General features: G+C 64.8%; 15 protein-coding genes. 10 read left to right on the top strand and 5 right to left on the bottom strand.

The annotated features are described in order from the left end of the window. Positions 1–61: 61 nt before the first annotated feature. From glmU to glmS, 3 genes are all read left to right on the top strand, one after another. On the top strand, positions 62–1,429 hold the full coding sequence (gene glmU, locus AC1RGE_RS24490; protein ID WP_019093019.1) for a bifunctional UDP-N-acetylglucosamine diphosphorylase/glucosamine-1-phosphate N-acetyltransferase GlmU: 1,368 nt from the start codon (positions 62–64) through the stop codon (positions 1,427–1,429). A 160-nt stretch (positions 1,430–1,589) separates the two neighbouring features. Next, positions 1,590–2,360 carry a DeoR/GlpR family DNA-binding transcription regulator gene (locus tag AC1RGE_RS24485; RefSeq protein ID WP_169892547.1) on the top strand — a complete coding sequence of 257 codons (771 nt, stop codon included), beginning with the start codon at positions 1,590–1,592 and terminating at the stop codon, positions 2,358–2,360. A 10-nt stretch (positions 2,361–2,370) separates the two neighbouring features. After that, a complete protein-coding gene (glmS, locus tag AC1RGE_RS24480) occupies positions 2,371–4,203 on the top strand; it encodes a glutamine--fructose-6-phosphate transaminase (isomerizing) (protein ID WP_019095991.1) in 1,833 nt (610 codons plus the stop codon). A 93-nt stretch (positions 4,204–4,296) separates the two neighbouring features. On the opposite strand, the gene AC1RGE_RS24475 is transcribed toward glmS, so the two are convergent. The 3 genes from AC1RGE_RS24475 to AC1RGE_RS24465 all read right to left on the bottom strand — a co-directional run bounded on the left by AC1RGE_RS24475 (position 4,297) and on the right by AC1RGE_RS24465 (position 6,658). Then, complete coding sequence (locus tag AC1RGE_RS24475) at positions 4,297–4,683, bottom strand: hypothetical protein (RefSeq protein WP_015637570.1); 387 nt, start codon at positions 4,681–4,683, stop codon at positions 4,297–4,299. A 281-nt stretch (positions 4,684–4,964) separates the two neighbouring features. After that, positions 4,965–5,426 carry a hypothetical protein gene (locus tag AC1RGE_RS24470; RefSeq protein ID WP_011064375.1) on the bottom strand — a complete coding sequence of 154 codons (462 nt, stop codon included), beginning with the start codon at positions 5,424–5,426 and terminating at the stop codon, positions 4,965–4,967. Between the two features lie 5 nt (positions 5,427–5,431). Beyond that, positions 5,432–6,658, bottom strand: a complete 1,227-nt coding sequence (locus tag AC1RGE_RS24465) for a PAAR domain-containing protein (protein WP_015637569.1) — start codon at positions 6,656–6,658, stop codon at positions 5,432–5,434. Positions 6,659–7,009: 351 nt separating this feature from the next. Between AC1RGE_RS24465 and AC1RGE_RS24460 the strand changes: the two genes are divergently transcribed. The 6 genes from AC1RGE_RS24460 to AC1RGE_RS24435 all read left to right on the top strand — a co-directional run bounded on the left by AC1RGE_RS24460 (position 7,010) and on the right by AC1RGE_RS24435 (position 14,679). After that, positions 7,010–7,330, top strand: a complete 321-nt coding sequence (locus tag AC1RGE_RS24460; protein WP_011064373.1) for a hypothetical protein — start codon at positions 7,010–7,012, stop codon at positions 7,328–7,330. A 70-nt stretch (positions 7,331–7,400) separates the two neighbouring features. Continuing rightward, positions 7,401–8,303, top strand: a complete 903-nt coding sequence (locus AC1RGE_RS24455; RefSeq protein ID WP_123472578.1) for a LysR family transcriptional regulator — start codon at positions 7,401–7,403, stop codon at positions 8,301–8,303. Between the two features lie 126 nt (positions 8,304–8,429). Further along, the gene (locus AC1RGE_RS24450; protein WP_011064371.1) at positions 8,430–9,059 is read left to right on the top strand and encodes a glutathione S-transferase family protein; all 630 of its coding nucleotides are present in this window, start codon (positions 8,430–8,432) and stop codon (positions 9,057–9,059) included. Positions 9,060–9,082: 23 nt separating this feature from the next. After that, entirely contained in the window at positions 9,083–11,122 is a 2,040-nt protein-coding gene (locus AC1RGE_RS24445) for a 2Fe-2S iron-sulfur cluster-binding protein (RefSeq protein ID WP_103290859.1), read from the top strand. Between the two features lie 217 nt (positions 11,123–11,339). Continuing rightward, a complete protein-coding gene (locus AC1RGE_RS24440; protein ID WP_019095998.1) occupies positions 11,340–12,542 on the top strand; it encodes a DUF3142 domain-containing protein in 1,203 nt (400 codons plus the stop codon). Continuing rightward, a complete protein-coding gene (locus tag AC1RGE_RS24435; protein WP_065364986.1) occupies positions 12,529–14,679 on the top strand; it encodes a hypothetical protein in 2,151 nt (716 codons plus the stop codon). The genes AC1RGE_RS24440 and AC1RGE_RS24435 overlap by 14 nt, the downstream gene beginning before the upstream one ends. Before the next feature lie 173 nt (positions 14,680–14,852). Here AC1RGE_RS24435 and AC1RGE_RS24430 read toward each other — a convergent pair whose 3' ends face one another. Further along, positions 14,853–15,467: a LysE family translocator gene (locus AC1RGE_RS24430; RefSeq protein ID WP_015637564.1), complete on the bottom strand. Its 615-nt coding sequence runs from the start codon at positions 15,465–15,467 to the stop codon at positions 14,853–14,855. 159 nt (positions 15,468–15,626) lie between these two features. Here AC1RGE_RS24430 and AC1RGE_RS24425 point away from each other — a divergent pair, with 159 nt between their 5' ends. After that, entirely contained in the window at positions 15,627–16,100 is a 474-nt protein-coding gene (locus AC1RGE_RS24425) for an Lrp/AsnC family transcriptional regulator (protein ID WP_011064366.1), read from the top strand. A 5-nt stretch (positions 16,101–16,105) separates the two neighbouring features. Here the strand turns inward: AC1RGE_RS24425 and AC1RGE_RS24420 are convergent, their stop codons facing one another. Then, positions 16,106–17,038, bottom strand: a complete 933-nt coding sequence (locus tag AC1RGE_RS24420; protein WP_011064365.1) for a phosphatidate cytidylyltransferase — start codon at positions 17,036–17,038, stop codon at positions 16,106–16,108.

Here is a 17,038-nt window from a genome sequence, read left to right as displayed (position 1 = left end):
ATTTTCCGCCATTCACCCCCTCTGGTCGCAGTCGCCGACCACCCAGGATTGGTAGCCAGTCATGTCTCTCGAAATCGTTATCCTCGCCGCAGGCCAGGGCACCCGCATGCGTTCGGCGCTGCCCAAGGTTCTTCACCCGGTCGCCGGCAACTCCATGCTCGGGCATGTTATCCACAGCGCCCGGCAACTCGACCCACAGCGTATCCATGTGGTGATCGGCCACGGTGCGGATGCGGTGCGTGAGCGTTTGGCGGCCGATGACCTGAATTTCGTGTTGCAGGACAAGCAACTGGGCACCGGCCATGCGGTGGCCCAGGCCGTGCCTTTTATCACTGCTGACACGGTGCTGATCCTCTACGGCGACGTGCCGCTGATCGAAGTCGAGACCCTGCAGCGCCTGCTCAAGCAGGTGGGGCCGGAGCAACTGGGCCTGCTTACCGTCGAGCTGGACGACCCCACCGGCTACGGGCGCATCGTTCGTGATGCCGACGGCAAAGTCGTCGCCATTGTCGAGCAGAAGGATGCTGACGAAGCCACCCGCGCCATCACCGAAGGCAACACCGGCATTCTCGCAGTGCCCGGCAAGCGCCTGGGCGACTGGACCGGCCGGCTGTCCAACAACAACGCCCAGGGCGAGTACTACCTCACCGACGTGATCGCCATGGCGGTCAGCGACGGCCTGATCGTCGCCACCGAGCAGCCCCACGACGCCATGGAAGTGCAGGGCGCCAACGACCGCAAGCAACTGGCCGAGCTGGAGCGGCACTACCAGCTGCGGGCTGGCCGCCGGTTGATGGCCCAGGGCGTGACCTTGCGCGACCCGGCACGTTTTGATGTGCGTGGTGAAGTCATTGTTGGCCGTGATGTGCTGATCGACATCAACGTGATTCTCGAAGGCCGGGTAGTGATCGAGGACGACGTGATCATCGGCCCCAACTGCGTGATCAAGGACAGCACCCTGCGCAAGGGCGCGGTGATCAAGGCCAACAGCCACCTCGATGGCGCGGTGATGGGCGAGGGCAGCGATGCCGGTCCGTTCGCTCGGCTGCGTCCCGGTACCGTGCTGGAAGCCAGGGCTCATGTGGGTAACTTCGTCGAACTGAAGAATGCCCACCTGGGCCAGGGTGCCAAGGCCGGCCACCTGACCTACCTGGGCGACGCGGTGATCGGTGCGCGCACCAACATTGGCGCCGGCACCATCACCTGCAACTACGATGGGGTGAACAAGCACAAGACGATCATGGGCGAAGACGTGTTCATCGGCTCCAACAACTCGTTGGTAGCACCTGTGGATATCTCCTCCGGCGCCACCACGGCTGCCGGTTCCACCATCACCCAGGATGTGGCCCCGGCTCAACTGGCGGTCGGCCGCGCCCGGCAGAAGAACATCGATGGCTGGAAACGGCCGGAGAAGATCAAGAAGGACTGAGGTTATCCACAACCGCGGAACCCTGTTCGCCGGCAAGCTGGCTCTTACACCCATCTGTAGGAGCCGGCTTGCCGGCGATTTTTTTCACCTGCGCGCTTGACGAAGTTTCGATCTTGGGTTTTTATTGCTTCCGTTATCTTTCGAATCGAAACTTAAAGCCATCATGTCAAAACGCAACACACCTCAACGTCGCCACAATATCCTCGCCTTGCTCAATGAACAGGGCGAAGTGAGCGTTGACGAGTTGGCCAAGCGTTTCGAAACCTCTGAAGTTACGATTCGAAAGGACCTGGCCGCCCTGGAGAGCAATGGCTTGCTGCTGCGCCGTTATGGTGGAGCGATCACCATGCCCCAGGAACTGGTCAGCGATATTGGCCAGCCCGTATCCCTCTACAAGCAGGCCATTGCCCGCGCTGCGGTGCAGCGTATCCGTGAGCATGCCCGGATCATCATCGACAGTGGCAGCACCACCGCCGCGATGATCCCCGAGCTGGGCCTGCAGCCTGGCCTGGTGGTCATGACCAACTCGCTGAATGTGGCCAACGCCCTGAGCGAGCTGGAGCACGAACCGGTGCTGTTGATGACCGGTGGCACCTGGGACCCGCATTCCGAGTCCTTCCAGGGCCAGGTGGCCGAGCAGGTTCTACGCTCATACGACTTCGACCAGCTGTTTATCGGTGCCGATGGCATCGATCTGGCCCGTGGCACTACCACCTTCAACGAACTGCTGGGTTTGAGCCGGGTCATGGCCGAAGTGGCCCGGGAAGTGGTGGTGATGGTCGAATCCGACAAGATCGGCCGCAAGATTCCCAACCTGGAGCTGCCGTGGAGCAGCGTCCATACCCTTATTACCGATGATCGCCTGCCCTTAGAGGTCCGCGACCAGATCCAGGCCCGCGGCATAACTCTGATTTGCGCGGCTGTCAGCTAGGAGAGAAACCATGTGTGGAATTGTTGGCGCCGTTGCTGAACGCAATATCACCGCCATTTTGCTGGAAGGCCTCAAGCGCCTCGAATACCGCGGCTACGACAGCGCCGGTGTGGCGGTCTATACCAATGCGGGCAAGCTGGAGCGCATGCGGCGTCCGGGCAAGGTCAGCGAACTGGAGCAGGCCCTGGCCAGTGAGCCGCTGGTCGGCCGCCTGGGCATCGCCCACACCCGCTGGGCCACCCACGGTGCGCCATGCGAACGTAACGCCCACCCGCATTTCTCCGGCGACCTGGCGATCGTGCACAACGGCATCATCGAGAACCACGAAGCCTTGCGCGCGCAGCTCGGCGCCCTGGGTTACGAGTTCACTTCGGACACCGACACCGAAGTCATCGCCCACTTGCTGAACCACAAGCTCAAGGACCTGGGAGACCTCACCAAGGCCCTCAAGGCCACCGTCAAGGAGCTGCATGGTGCCTACGGCCTGGCCGTGATCAGCGCCAGCCAGCCGGACCGCCTGGTTGCGGCCCGCAGCGGCAGCCCGCTGGTGATCGGCCTGGGCCTGGGGGAAAACTTCCTCGCCTCCGACCAGTTGGCCCTGCGCCAGGTCACCGACCGCTTCATGTACCTGGAAGAAGGTGATATCGCCGAAATCCGCCGCGACAGCGTGCAGATCTGGGACATCAACGGCAAGGCCGTGGAACGCGAAGCGGTGCAGTACCGCGATGGCGCCGAAGCGGCAGAGAAGGGCGAGTTCCGCCACTTCATGCTCAAGGAAATCCACGAGCAGCCATCCGTGGTGCAGCGCACCCTGGAAGGCCGCCTGAGCGCCAACCAGGTACTGGTCCAGGCCTTCGGTCCGCAAGCCGCCGAGCTGTTCGCCAAGGTGCGCAATGTGCAGATCGTCGCCTGCGGCACCAGCTACCATGCCGGCATGGTCGCCCGTTACTGGCTGGAAGAACTGGCCGGTATTCCCTGCCAGGTGGAAGTGGCCAGCGAGTTCCGCTACCGCAAGGTGGTGGTGCAGCCCGACACCCTGTTCGTGACCATCTCCCAGTCCGGCGAAACCGCCGACACTTTGGCCGCTCTGCGCAATGCCAAGGAGCTGGGCTTCCTCGCCAGCCTGGCGATCTGCAACGTCGGCATCAGCTCCCTGGTGCGTGAATCGGACCTGACCCTGCTGACCCAGGCCGGTCGCGAGATCGGCGTGGCCTCCACCAAGGCCTTCACCACCCAACTGGTGGGCCTGCTGCTGCTGACCCTGTCCCTGGGCCAGGTACGTGGCACCCTGGCCGCCGGCGTGGAAGCCGAGCTGGTGGAAGAGCTGCGTCGCCTGCCGATCCGCCTGGGCGAAGCCCTGGCCATGGATGGCGTGGTGGAAAAAACGGCCGAGCTGTTTGCCGACAAGCACCACACCCTGTTCCTCGGCCGTGGTGCCCAGTACCCGGTGGCGATGGAAGGCTCGCTCAAGCTCAAGGAGATTTCCTACATCCACGCCGAAGCCTATCCGGCCGGCGAGCTCAAGCACGGCCCCCTGGCGCTTGTGGATAACGACATGCCGGTGGTTACCGTGGCACCGAACAACGAGCTGCTGGAAAAGCTCAAGTCCAACCTGCAGGAAGTGCGCGCCCGTGGCGGCGAGCTGATCGTGTTCGCCGACGAGCAGGCCGGCATGACCAATGGCGAAGGCACCCACGTGATCCAGATGCCGCACATCCACGACATCCTCTCGCCGATCCTCTACACCATCCCGCTGCAGCTGCTGTCCTACTACGTGGCCGTGCTCAAGGGCACCGACGTCGACCAGCCGCGCAACCTCGCCAAGTCGGTGACCGTGGAGTGAGTTGTCCACAGTGACCGCCCAGGTGCTCGCTCTTGCAACAAGGCGCTCCAGATGAGCGCCTTGTTGCAGGGGGCTGCTTCACATGGCGCCGACTCAGTTGGGCGCTAGCAGCGAGCGAAAGCGTGAATCGCTGCGGGTTGGGGCCAGGGTGTACAGCTGTTCTTTCTTGTCGATCCAGGTGTAGAGCGCGTATTCCTTGTCGCTGTCACCAACGTGTTTGCCCAGGCCATAAACCGAAAGATGACTGCTCGGGGTATTGCCATACGTGTAGAACATTGAGCAGGTGCGGTTACGTTGTTTGTCGCGCCAGGTGTAGTGATGGACAGCTTGATTGCCAATGTACAGGGGCTCGCCATCCACCGTCAGGTTGCCACGATCAAGGCGATCGAAGAGGAAGTTCATGGCTTCGATCTCGAAACCATCATGGTTGAATTGGTCAAGGTTGCCGACCAGCGTGATTGCAGGATTCAAAGTGGGCATATCAGGCCTCTCTCTACTGTGATGGGTTGCCAAATTGGCAAGCCCATCTCAGCGCCATGCCGCTGCCAGCATCAGTAGGAAACAATTCCGCGACAGCATTCGGGGCGATATTTTCTTGGGCCGGCGAGACAGTCTTTAATCTTCACTATCACTCAAGTGATGGTCCTGGATCATCGAAGCTGACACAGCAAGAGGGGAGCCCAGCCAAGCTCCCCTCTTTGTTATTTCCCTTTGCCTGCCTGCAGCGCTCGTCGCTCAGGCGTGGCGGCGCTGAACAGCGCTCAGCGCGAATGCTGTATCGAAACAATGTCGCCAGTCGACGCGTCGATATCCACCCTGAACATTGCCTGGTCACGCTGACGGCTGAACATGCAGGTAAAGATGCTGGGCGAAACCTGCGGGAACTGTTCGAACCAGCTGTAGATACCTGCCTCGAGCTGGCCATTGATCAGTAACTGGTCGGCAATCCTGATCTGTTGCTGGCGGTCGCCGGAGACCACGTAGAGGGTTGCGGCCACGCCCGTATCGTCATCGTTCCACAGGATGGCCAGGTGTTGCCGATCCGGCACCACGATCGCCAGCAGGCCGCGGCTGTTGACCACGCTCAGGAGCTGTTCCTGCCAGCGCCAGCGAGCCTCGACGACCCGGCAAGGAGACCACCCCAGGGCGATCATCTGGTCCACCGTCATGTTTTCGTCGATGACCTTGCCGTCTTCGCGGATCCGCTCGAAATCACTAATCACAACTTTCACTCCACAGGCAGCACACCAGGCGTGCCGACAATTTTCAGATTCCTGTCACCGACGAACTCCACCTGCTGCACGCCGCCCTTGTAGTTCTCCAGCGGGCCGGTGATACCACTGTGAATCTTTTGCGGTGCGGTGGTTTCGACGGTGATCACATGGGATACGTCTGTCTTGAATCGATCGAGGATCACCAGTTTATCCCGAGCATAGGCCTGGCTGGGAATCGGCTCGGGGGCGGCGAAACCTCCGAAGGCTGGCTTGCCCTGCATGATGGCTTCGGCCTGGCCCTTGGCGACGACCATCTGGTATTGCCTTCCCGGTGGCACTATTTCGGTCTTGACCTGGGTGCCTTCCAGCCAAGCCGGCAAGTTGCCCTCGGCGACCATCGCCTCGTTGACCTGGGCGGCCGTGCGCACCTCGAGCACCTGCGACTGGTTGGCCAGTCGCGCGGCATTGCGTTCGGCGCTCAACTTGGCCATTTTCGGCCCGGCGCCGAGCAGCGCCAGGCCGGCGATACCTTGCAGCAGGTCACGGTAGCCCGGGCCGAGCCGGTCGCCGAGCTGGCCCAGCAACTCCATGCCGCCATAGATCGCGGCCCCCACCGCCACGGTGGTCAGCAGGGCCGCGAGGCCGGCCATGGCGGCCAGCACCAGCGCGCCGGCGGCGGCGACCAGGCCCAGCGCCTCCAGGCCGGTATGCAGCCAGCCCTCGATATCCAGCACGAATTCCACCTGCAGCGTCGGACCGCCGATGAAGGTGTTCGGGCTACCGGACTTGATATGCGCGCCGCAGGTCATCTTGCTGCTCAGTCGCGCCGCCGGCTTGCCGTTGATGTACACGGTAGCGCTGCCTTCGGCGATGGTGACCGGGAAGGGCCAGGGGGGATGCGCCACGGGAAAGCCGGTACAGGAACTGGACACGTCCTCGCCGGCACGCATGGCATTGCGCAAGTTGACGAATACGTTGGGACTGCCCCTTATGAGTTCACCGGTGGTTGGCTCGGGCAGATCGAAGATGGTCGACAGCCCCTTCACCAGCTGGAACATCGACAGGCCACCGGCGGCGACCGAACCCGCCAGGATCACCACCGCCAGGCCGCCTGTTGCCGCGGTCGCCGCAATGATGGCCGCGCCAATGAGAGCGCCTGCGACCGCGCCGGCGAGCATGGCAGCAACTCCGAATCCATGGGCGATGTCGTCGCCCAACCGCGCTGCGGCCTGTACATCCATGCTGAGACTCCGCCTGCGATGCGATACGCATCTTCCCTGGGGCCAGTGGGTGGCCCGAGCGGCGGATTATCAAAGAGTAACCGGGGGCGCGGCAAGAGCTGGAAGGCAGTCTGTCGTCACAGGGGACCACTCGCGCTTCACGCCGCCGGCGGGAAGGAACCAAACGTCTGGGGTGCACCCTTGTCCTTGCTCGCCTGTCCGCGTTGGATCTTCGAAAAACAATTGAAATCAGAGCGTTATTTTTGTGCGACAGTTTTGGTTCTGCGAATCCACTGCGAGTGCCAGTGGACGCCCCGGCGAATCCCGACTTATGCACAGGCCGGAATTTTTTAGCGCGCTAATGGAAAACCAATGACACTTCGCCTGATTCATGGATGGATGATCGTTCTGATGGTGGCTGTCCTGGGCCTGGGAGTCCTGACCCCAGTGCTCTCCAACAGCCTCTTGCTGCTGATGGACCGAACCAATTTCATTCCTGCCGAATCGTCCATCTGGACCTTTGAACCGACTCTGATCAACCAGGGTTCCTCTTCCTATTGGCTATACGGTGAAGATCAGCAGTACTACTTCTATTTTTCCTACGCCCAAGACCAACCTTACCGGTTGATTGCCAAAACCAACCGTTGCCCCGGATTCGACAAGCACGAGGTGCAGACCTGGTGCGCTCCCTGACGTCGTGGCCGTGGATTATGCTGCGCGTGCGGGGCGCCTGTCGGGCGGGCGCTGCCAGGTGAGATAAGACATGGACAGGTTTCAGGAAATGCAGGTGTTCGTCTGTGTCGCCCAGGAGCAGGGGTTCGCCGCGGCTGCGCGGCGCCTTAACCTGTCGGCGGCCAGCGTCACCCGGGCCGTGGCAGCCCTCGAACAGCGCATCGGCACCCAGTTGCTGGTACGCACCACCCGCAAGGTGCACCTGAGCGAAGCCGGGCAACGTTATCTGGAGGACTGCCGACGCATTCTCGCCGAGGTGCAGGATGCCGAGGCCTCGGCCGCCGGCATCCACGCCCAGCCACGGGGGCAACTGAGCCTGACTGCGCCGGTGCTGTTCGGCGATCTGTTCGTCACCCCGCTGCTGGTGCGCTACCTGCAGCGTTATCCACAGGTCAGCATCAACGCCTTGCTGGTGGACCGAGTGGCGAACATGGTGGATGAAGGCATCGATGTGGCGGTGCGCATCGGCGAATTGCCGGACAGCGGCCAGCACAGCATCCGAGTAGGCCAGGTGCGCCGGGTGGTCTGTGCAGCCCCCGGATTCCTGGCGGCCCAAGGTTGCCCCCAGCACCCCGATGACCTGCGCCAGGCTCCGCTGATTGCGCCATCCTCCACCGGCCAGGCGCGCCACTGGCAATTCAACGACGCCGGGCGCGCTCTGAGCCTGCGCCCGGAACCGCGGCTGCTGGTGAGCGCCAACCAGGCCGCCATCAGTGCCGCCTGCCTGGGGCTGGGCCTGACCCGGGTGCTGTCCTATCAGGTGGCCGATCAGGTCGCTGCCGGCCAGTTGCAGATCGTGTTGGCGGATTTCGAGCTGCCGCCCTTGCCGATCCACGTGGTGTACCAGGGCGGTCGCAAGGCGCCGGCGCGGGTGCGCAGCTTTGTCGATTTCGCCGTGCAGGCCCTGCGCGAGCATCCATCGCTCAATACTTGATCAGCTTTATTGCACTGGCTGAAATGCCGGATTGCGATTTCTGGTGATTCTGTTGTTTTGCGTCATGGACCAAGATGGCCCTGCCAGCGCGGCCCTTCGACCGCGTCCCAGCCTGCGGAGTCGAGCATGTCCCTGCTTCCCATCAAGTTCTACAACTTTCCCCGGTCCGGCCACGCTCACCGCGTCGAGCTGATGCTGTCGCTGCTGGACCTGCCTACCGAAACCATCTTTGTCGACCTGGCCCAGGGTGCCCACAAGCAGCCCGAATTCCTGGCCCTCAACGCCTTTGGCCAAGTACCGGTGATCGATGACCAGGGCACGGTGCTGGCGGACTCCAACGCGATCCTGGTGTACCTGGCGCAACGCTATGGCCGCGGCCGCTGGTTGCCCACCGACCCGGTGGGCGCGGCGCAGGTACAGCGCTGGTTGTCGGTGGCGGCGGGGCCGATCGCCTTCGGTCCGGCGGCGGCGCGACTGATCACGGTGTTCGGCGCCACCTTCAATGCCGAGGAGGTCATTGCCCGCGCCCACGGCCTGCTCAAGGTCATGGACCAGGAACTGGCGAACCGGCCGTTCCTGGTGGGTGAACAGGCGACCATCGCCGACGTCGCCGGCTACAGCTATATCGCCCACGCGCCGGAGGGCAACGTGTCCCTGGCCGATTATCCCAACGTGCGGGCCTGGCTGGCGCGGATCGAGGCCTTGCCGGGCTTCGTGCCCATGCCGTCCACGGCGGCGGGGCTCAAAAGCGCCTGAGGCGCACCTGCGGAGGCAGCACCATGAGCAGCAGTTCCCCCTGGCATGCCGGCGAGCGGCAGTTGCAGGCCCGGGCCGGAGTGGCCGAGCGCATGGAGGCCTTTGGCACCAAGGTGATCCGCCAGGCGATGCCGGATCAGCACCGGCAGTTCTACGGGCAGTTGCCGTTCATCCTGGTGGGCGCGGTGGATGCCCAGGGCAACCCCTGGGCGAGCATTCTCGAAGGCCCGCCCGGTTTCGCCCAGGCCCCCGAGGCGACCCGGCTGCGCCTGGGCAGCCTGCCGGCCGCCGACGACCCCGTGCAGTTGCAGGAAGGTGCGGCCCTGGGCTTGCTGGGCATTGAACTGCACACCCGGCGGCGCAACCGCCTCAATGGCCGGGTCAGTGCTGTGGACCGCCACGGCTTCAGCGTGACGGTGCAACAGGCGTTCGGCAATTGCCCGCAATACATCCAGCAGCGCGAGCTGCAGCAGGTGGCCTTGAGCGACCCCGCCAGCCGGCCGGCACAGTATCGCGACGGCCTGGATCCTGAGGCTCGGGCCCTGATCGGTGGCGCCGACACTTTCTTTGTCGCCAGCTACGTCGACCTGGACGGCCAGCGCTCAGTGGATGTGTCCCACCGTGGCGGCCAGGCCGGGTTCGTCCGGGTCGAGGGCAATTGCCTGACCATCCCGGATTTTGCCGGCAACCTGCACTTCAACACCCTGGGCAACCTGCTGCTCAACCCCCGGGCCGGCTTGTTGTTCATCGACTTTCACAGCGGTGAGTTGCTGCAGCTCAGCGGCCGCACCGAAATCATCCACGACGGGCCGCTGGTCAAGGCCTTCCAGGGCGCCGAGCGGTTGTGGCGCTTTACCGTGGAGCGGCTGGTACGGCGCCCGGCGGCGCTGTCCCTGCGTTGGCAGTTGCAGGGTTTTTCCCCCAACAGCCTGCTGACCGGCAGTTGGCCGCAAGCCGAGGCTCGGCTGCGCGCCACGGCCCTGGGCCAGCAGTGGCGGCCATTGCGGGTGACCCGGATCGAGGACGAAAGCAGCAGCATTCGCTCCTTCTACCTGGAACCGGCGGATGCAGCCGGCGCCCCGAGCTTTGTGCCCGGCCAGCACCTGCCCGTGCAAGTCGTGCTCGACGGCCAGCCGCTGATTCGCACCTACAGCCTGTCCAGCGCGCCTTCCGATGATTTTCTGCGTATCAGCGTCAAGCGCGAGGGCCAGGTTTCCCGCCACCTGCATCAGGCACTCAAGGTCGGCGACTTGCTGCAGGCCCGCGCCCCGCAGGGGCGTTTCACTGCCGATGCGCTGTCGTCACAGCCACTGGTGCTGCTGGCGGCCGGGGTCGGCATCACACCGTTGCTGTCGATGCTGCGGGAGGTGCTGTACCAGGGCCTGCGCACCCGGCATACCCGGCCCACCTGGTTGATCCAGGGTTCGCGCACGCTTGCCGAGCAACCCTTTGCCAAGGAGCTGCAAACCCTGCTGGCGCAGGCTGGGGATTCAGTGCGGCTGCTGCGCCTGCTCAGCCAGCCGGAAGCCGGGGCCCGGCCGGGGGCTGGCTTCGATCATTGCGGGCGCATCGATGTGCAACTGCTGCTGGCGCAACCGGACCTGGATCTTGACCGCGCAGACTTCGTGCTCTGCGGCCCCGGGGCCTTTACCCAGGGCCTGTACGACAGCCTGCGGGACCTGGATATCGACGACCGGCAGATCCATGCCGAAACCTTCGGCCCTTCGACCCTGCGCCGCCGGCCGGACCCCGAGGCCGTGCCCTTTGCCCAACCGCCTGCCGCCACCCGGGCCGTGGCGGTGCGGTTCCAGCAGGCCGGCCGGGAGCTGTCCTGGGAGCCGGCCAGCGGCAGCCTGCTGCAACTGGCGGAGAGTGCCGGCCTGCATCCGCCATTCAGTTGCCGTGGCGGCTCCTGCGGCACTTGCCAGACTCGGTTGATCAGCGGCCAGGTGAATTATCCACAGGTGCCTGCACAGTTACCGGAACCGGGGCAGGTGCTGATCTGCTGCGCGGTGCCGGCGGCTGTGGATAACCTGGTGCCAGCGTTGGTGCTGGACCTGTAGAAGCGGGAAAAAACTCCTTGCGGCGATTGCTGCCAACCGCGCTGCTGCGTAGGCTGGCGGCTGCTTTGTCGCGGTAGCTGCGGGTTGTAAGTGAGGGGGGAAAGCCCTGCGGTTCTTTTCGCTGCCTCGTGGGCCCGGCAGCGGCTACAGGCGATGTCGATCAGGTGTATGGCGCCCGGTATTCCGGGGCTTTTGCGTTAAAGGGAATCAACGATTCATGCTCCCCCGGGTTTTGCTCCGTCTTTGCGCCGTGCTGGTCTGCGGGCTGCTGCTCAATGCCTGTCGTCATGAAGAGGGGCCGCCGCTGGATCAGCAACTCTATATCTGGCAACGCCAGTGGACCCCGGCCCACGCCGACGCCCTGGCAGGCTCGCGGGCGGACTTTTCCACCGTCCGGGTGCTGGCCCTGCAGGCTTTTCCACAGGCCGGCTGGAGCCGGGCGCGGATCGACGCCGCCTTGCTCAAGCAAGACGGTCGCCCACTGATTGCGGTGGTGCGCCTGGATGGCCAACTGCCGTCCCTGAACCAGGACGACATCCTCCAGCAGGTGCAGCAACTGCTGGCCGACTGGCAAGGGCAGGGCCTGACCCTGGCCGGCCTGGAGATCGACCACGATGCCGGCAGCGCCCGGCTGCCGGCCTATGCCGGGCTTCTGCGGCGGCTGCGCGAGGTGCTGCCGCAGCAGCTGGCCCTGAGCATCACCGCGCTGCCCGCCTGGCTCGACAGCCGCGAGTTGCCCGGGCTGCTGGCTCAGGTCGACAGCAGCGTGCTCCAGGTGCATGCGGTCAGCGACCCCCGGCGCGGGCTGTTCGACCCGCACCAGGCTGAACAATGGGCCAGGCGCTGGGCTGGGGTCAGCGACAAGCCGTTCTACCTGGCCCTGCCTGCCTACGGCGTGGCCTTGCTGCCCGGCACCGCCCAGGCTCCAGTGGTGGAAAGCGAGGCGCCCATTGCGCGCCGGGGCCAGCGCCGGGAGCTGATGGCCGACCCCGAGCAACTGAGCCAACTGGCCAAGACCCTGCGCAATGATCCGCCGGCCCATCTGGCCGGGCTGATCTGGTTTCGCCTGCCGCTCAAGGGCGATGTCCGCGCCTGGAGCCTGGATACCCTGCGCGCGGTGGCCCGTGGAGACGTGCTGGACAGCCGCTTGGGCATCAGCCTGCAGGAGCAGGACGGTCTCTTCGATATCCGCTTGGACAACCCGGGCAATCTCGACCGCCCTTTGCCTGAACAACTGACCCTGGCCGTTGCCCAATGCGACGGATTCGACGGGCTGGGCGGTTATTCCGCCGAGCTGCGTGACGGCCAGCTGCTATTGACCCGCCAGCAGGCCGGCCGTCTGGCGGCGGGCGGCACCCGGGCCGTGGGCTGGGCCCGCTGTACAAAAATTGACCAAGGAGCTGCACATGTTCGTCCCTAGATCCCGCTACCTGCTGTGCCTGAGCCTGTGCCTGCCCTTGGCCCCGGCCCTGGCCTGCGGTCCGACCTTCCCCATGCGCCTGCTGGAGGATCGCCCGCAGACCCTGGCGCAGTTACCCGAAGGCAGCTTCCAGTTCGAAGTGTCCCGCCTGGGCAAGCCCATCGTCGGGCTCAAGCCAGTGGTCAAGGATGCCTTCAGCCGCGATTACAACCTGCCTGACAGCTACGAGGTACAGGCGCGCAACTGGGCGGAACAGCAAGGGCTGGACGACGCCCAGAAAGCCCTGGTCGGGCAGTTGCGCACGCTCAATGACGGGCGCGTGGCGGAGCAGCAAGGGGCCAGCCTGCCGCCGCAGATCAACCTCTACACCGCGGGCGCAGTGGCCTTCGGCGCCGGGGATCATGAGCTGGCGGCGGAGTATTTCCGCAAGGTGCTGGCGCTGCCCGCCGAGCAGCGGGCGCTGCGCAGTACCTGGGCCGCCTACTCCCTGGGCCGGGCCCTGCAAGCCATCAGTGAAGAGGCCAACGAGCTGGACGACCAGGGGCGCAGCGACACCTTGCTGGCGGCGCGCCAGGCCTTCGTCCAGACCCGCCAACTGAGCATCGACGGCTTCAGCGACCCCCTGGAGCTGGGCATCGCCAGCCTGGGGGAAGAGGCGCGCATTCTGAAGAACCAGAACCACTGGAGCGAGGCCATCGATCTGTATGCCAGCCAGAACCTGCTGGGGTCGGAGGTCGGCTACAGCTCGCTGAAGCAGGTGGTGGGCGAGTTGGGCGGCCTGTCGGACGCGCAATTGCTGGAGCAGCTCAAGCAGCCCTCGGTGGCGCGCTTGCTCACGGCTTCACTGGTTTCGCACCAGGGCTGGTCCTTCGGTGAAAAGCCGGAGGCCGAGCAAAAACTGATCAAGCTGCTGAGCCAGGGCACCGCCGGCACGTTCGACAACGCCGATCGCCTGGCGGCGCTGAATTACCAGAACGGCGATTTCGCCACCACCCGGTTGCTGCTCGAGCATGCCGGCGACGGTGGCCTGGCCTGGTGGCTGCGGGCCAAGCTGGCCGTGCGCGACGGCGACAAGGCTGCGGCCGCAGCCGCTTACGCCAAGGCCGCCGCGGCTTTCCCCCGGGACGAGAGCTGGGGCTTTCGCGGCGACTACGACGGCAACTATGAAGACCTCAAGCCGGGCTGCCGGGTAGAAGGCGAAAGCGCCTTGCTGGCCCTGGACCGTGGCGACTATGTGCAGGCGTTCGAGCTGCTCTACCGCAGTGGCGACATTTACTGGCACGACGCGGCAACCGTGGCTGAGCGGGTGCTGACCCTGGATGAACTCAAGCATTTCGTCGACGCCCAGGTTCCGGCGCCGCCGCTCGTCCCCCAGCAGCCCGATGCCTACTACGAGAGCCTGCCGATTGCCGCCCAGGTGCGCGAACTGCTGGGCCGGCGGCTGTTGCGCGAGGGCCGCTACGAAGAGGGCTGGGGCTACTTCTACACCCCCGAGCGCCAGGCGATCGCCAAGGCCTACGGCGAGTACCGGCGCAGCGCCGAGTCGGCCTGGCTGCCAACCCGGCGAGCCGAGGCCTATTACCAGGCGGGCAAGCTGGCACGGGCGTCGGGGATGGAGATCCTCGGCTACGAGATGGGTCCGGACTACCACAGCCTGTGGGGCAGCTACAGCCTGGAAATCCCGCCGGTACAGGCTGGCCCGCTGATCAGCGCCGACGAAGTGCAGCGCCAGCAGGCCACCACTGCCGAACCCGATGTGCGCTACCACTATCGCTACGTGGCCGGCGAGCTGGGCAACCAGGCGGCGGACTTCCTGCCCCACACCAGCCAGGCCTATGCCGCGGTGCTGTGCAAGGCGGCGCGCTGGACCCGGGGCAGCGATGCCGAGATCGAGTACTACCGGCGCTATGTGCAGAACGGTCCCTTTGTGGAGTGGGCCGGCAACTTCGGCATGAACTGTGAGGAACCGGACTTCGGCAGCGCCAACAAGCGCTACCTGACCCAGTGGCTGGACGCATCCCGTTCCGCGGTGGCCGAGCACAGGCTGGCTGCCGGCGCCGGTGCCGGCGTGCTGCTGTTGGGGACGGCCTACCTGTTCCGACGCCGCCGCGCGGTGTCCTCGCACAAGGCGACATAAAAGCGTGCCCAGGATCCTGTAGCCGCTGCCGCAGGCTGCGTACGAGCTGGGCGGCACTCCGACGCAGCGGTCGCGGCGATCTCTGGGGCGAACATTTTGACGGGGATCGCCAGGCAAGGTCCTGCGGACCTTCGCGCAGCTTCGCCGAGGCTCGGCAGCGGCTACAGGTGTCGTCAGGCCTGCTGGACGAACGTCAGGCGCAGGGCGAAGCCGATCAGCAGGCTGCCGAACAGCCATTGCTGCACTCGTTGCGCCGACGGGCTGCGCTGCATCCAGCGGCCCAGCCCGGCACCGGCCAGGGCGTAGCAGCAGTCGAACAGGCCGCCCACGGCCACCAGCAGCACCCCCAAGGTCATGAATTGCGGGACCACCGCACCGGCCTGGGGATCGACGAACTGCGGCAGCAGTACCGAACAGAACAGCAATGCCTTGGGGTTCAGCAGGTTGGTCAACAGGCCGCGCTGGATCGCCTCGCGCCAGCGCAGGGGTGTGGCTGCGGCGGTGCCGGGCTCAAGGTTGGGCAACAGGTTCGCCCGCAGGCACTGGATACCAATCCACAGCAGGTAGGCGGCGCCCGCCAGGCGTACCAGGTCGAAGGTCCAGGGCGCGGCCTTGAACAGCGCCGCCAGGCCCAGCGCGGCCAGGGCCACATGGCAGCCGCGGGACAGGGCCAGGCCCAGCGCGGTGGCCAGAGCCTGGGCCTTGCCCTGGCGGGCGCCGGTTTGCAGCAGCAGGATCATGTCGGGGCCGGGCAGCAGGTAGACCACCGCCAGAGCCAGGAAATACATCCACAGTTGCGCCACCTTGCACCCCCTTCGTTGTCGAGTCGGTGCGCCCAGTTTAGGGCCACAGGGCAGGGCAGGTGCTTGCGTAATCAACCAACGGGAAAGCTGAAATTGGCATAATGTTCCACTAATGAACGGAATCACCATCTGGATATGCCAAACATGAAACTTGATGCCTATGACCGCAAGATCCTCGCCGCGCTGCAGCGCGATGGTCGCCTGAGCAACGTGCAACTGGCCGAAGAGATCGGCCTGTCGCCGTCACCCTGTCTGCGTCGGGTGCGCATGCTGGAAGAGGCCGGGGTGATCCGTGGCTACCAGGCCACCCTGGACCGCGACGAGGTGGGCCTGGGGCTGACCGTGTTCGTCGGGGTCAAGGTGGAGCGCCACAACGATGCCGAGGCCGAAGCCTTCCGCCAGGCGGTATTGCAGTTGCCGGAGGTGATCTCGGCGTTCCTGGTATCGGGTGAATCGGATTTCCTGCTGCAAGTGGTGGTCCCGGACCTGCGTGGCTATGACCGCTTCCTGACCGGCCACTTGCTGAAGATCCCCGGGGTCAGCGACATCCGCAGCAACTTCGCGATTCACACGGTGAAAACCCCGGGGCCCCTGCCATTGGGGCATCTACCGGGTTGAAGGGTTCAGGTCCACCAGTAGCGCACCAGGTGGAAGAAGATCGGCGCGGCAAAGCACACCGAATCCAGGCGATCGAGCATGCCGCCGTGGCCCTCGATCATGTGCCCCCAGTCCTTGACCCCGCGGTCGCGCTTGATCGCCGACATGACGATGCCGCCGGCAAAGCCCAGCAGGTTGATCAGCAGGGCGATGAGGAATGACTGCCAGACATTGAACGGGGTGATCCAGAACAGCGCCCCGCCGATCATCGAAGCCAGCAGGATGCCGCCGACAAAGCCTTCCACGGTCTTGGACGGCGACAGGTTGGGGGCGATCTTGCGCTTGCCGAAGAGTTTTCCACAGACGTACTGCAGCACGTCCGAGAGCTGCACCACGATCACCAGGTAAGCGATCAGCAGCAGGTTGCGGCCTTCATAGCCGGCGATGTCCAGGGTCAGCAGGGCGGGCACGAAGGACACGCAGAACACCGCGATCATCAGCCCCCACTGGACCTTGGAGGCACGCTCCAGGAAGTGCGTGCTGTCGCCACCGAGCGACGCGAGGATCGGCAGCAGCAGGAACACGTAGACCGGAATGAAGATCGAGAACAGCCCGTACCAGTCGGAGTAGATCAGCAGGTATTGCAGGGGCAGGGCCAGGTAGAAGGCCGCCACCAGGGCCGGGTAGTCGCTGCGCCGGGTCGGGGTCAGGGTGAGGAATTCCCGCAGGGCGTAGAACGACACCGCATAGAACAGCAGGATCACCGCCGCGGTGCCGAGCCAGAAGGCGATACCGATCACCAGCACCATCACCCACCAGGCATTGATCCGCGCATTGAGGTTGTCGATCACCGGGTTGGGCGCGCCACGGGTGCGCCACTGGAGGATGAAACCGATCAGCGAGGCCAGCACCAGAATGGCGCCGATGCCGCCGAATAACATCAGGGTCTGCTTATCCAT

It is taken from the genome of Pseudomonas sp. GW823-FHT02C05 (assembly GCF_058797595.1).
This window is presented reverse-complemented; position numbering and strand designations above follow the sequence as displayed.

Bases quoted from the DNA above. Each gene is read 5' to 3' on its own strand.
- glmU (WP_019093019.1), top strand. From the start codon at position 62: ATGTCTCTCGAAATCGTTATCCTCGCCGCAGGCCAGGGCACCCGCATG.
- glmS (WP_019095991.1), top strand. From the start codon at position 2,371: ATGTGTGGAATTGTTGGCGCCGTTGCTGAACGCAATATCACCGCCATT.
- AC1RGE_RS24475 (WP_015637570.1), bottom strand. From the start codon at position 4,683: ATGCCCACTTTGAATCCTGCAATCACGCTGGTCGGCAACCTTGACCAA.
- AC1RGE_RS24465 (WP_015637569.1), bottom strand. From the start codon at position 6,658: ATGGATGTACAGGCCGCAGCGCGGTTGGGCGACGACATCGCCCATGGA.
- AC1RGE_RS24460 (WP_011064373.1), top strand. From the start codon at position 7,010: ATGACACTTCGCCTGATTCATGGATGGATGATCGTTCTGATGGTGGCT.
- AC1RGE_RS24455 (WP_123472578.1), top strand. From the start codon at position 7,401: ATGGACAGGTTTCAGGAAATGCAGGTGTTCGTCTGTGTCGCCCAGGAG.
- AC1RGE_RS24450 (WP_011064371.1), top strand. From the start codon at position 8,430: ATGTCCCTGCTTCCCATCAAGTTCTACAACTTTCCCCGGTCCGGCCAC.
- AC1RGE_RS24445 (WP_103290859.1), top strand. From the start codon at position 9,083: ATGAGCAGCAGTTCCCCCTGGCATGCCGGCGAGCGGCAGTTGCAGGCC.
- AC1RGE_RS24440 (WP_019095998.1), top strand. From the start codon at position 11,340: ATGCTCCCCCGGGTTTTGCTCCGTCTTTGCGCCGTGCTGGTCTGCGGG.
- AC1RGE_RS24435 (WP_065364986.1), top strand. From the start codon at position 12,529: ATGTTCGTCCCTAGATCCCGCTACCTGCTGTGCCTGAGCCTGTGCCTG.
- AC1RGE_RS24430 (WP_015637564.1), bottom strand. From the start codon at position 15,467: ATGTATTTCCTGGCTCTGGCGGTGGTCTACCTGCTGCCCGGCCCCGAC.
- AC1RGE_RS24425 (WP_011064366.1), top strand. From the start codon at position 15,627: ATGAAACTTGATGCCTATGACCGCAAGATCCTCGCCGCGCTGCAGCGC.
- AC1RGE_RS24420 (WP_011064365.1), bottom strand. From the start codon at position 17,038: ATGGATAAGCAGACCCTGATGTTATTCGGCGGCATCGGCGCCATTCTG.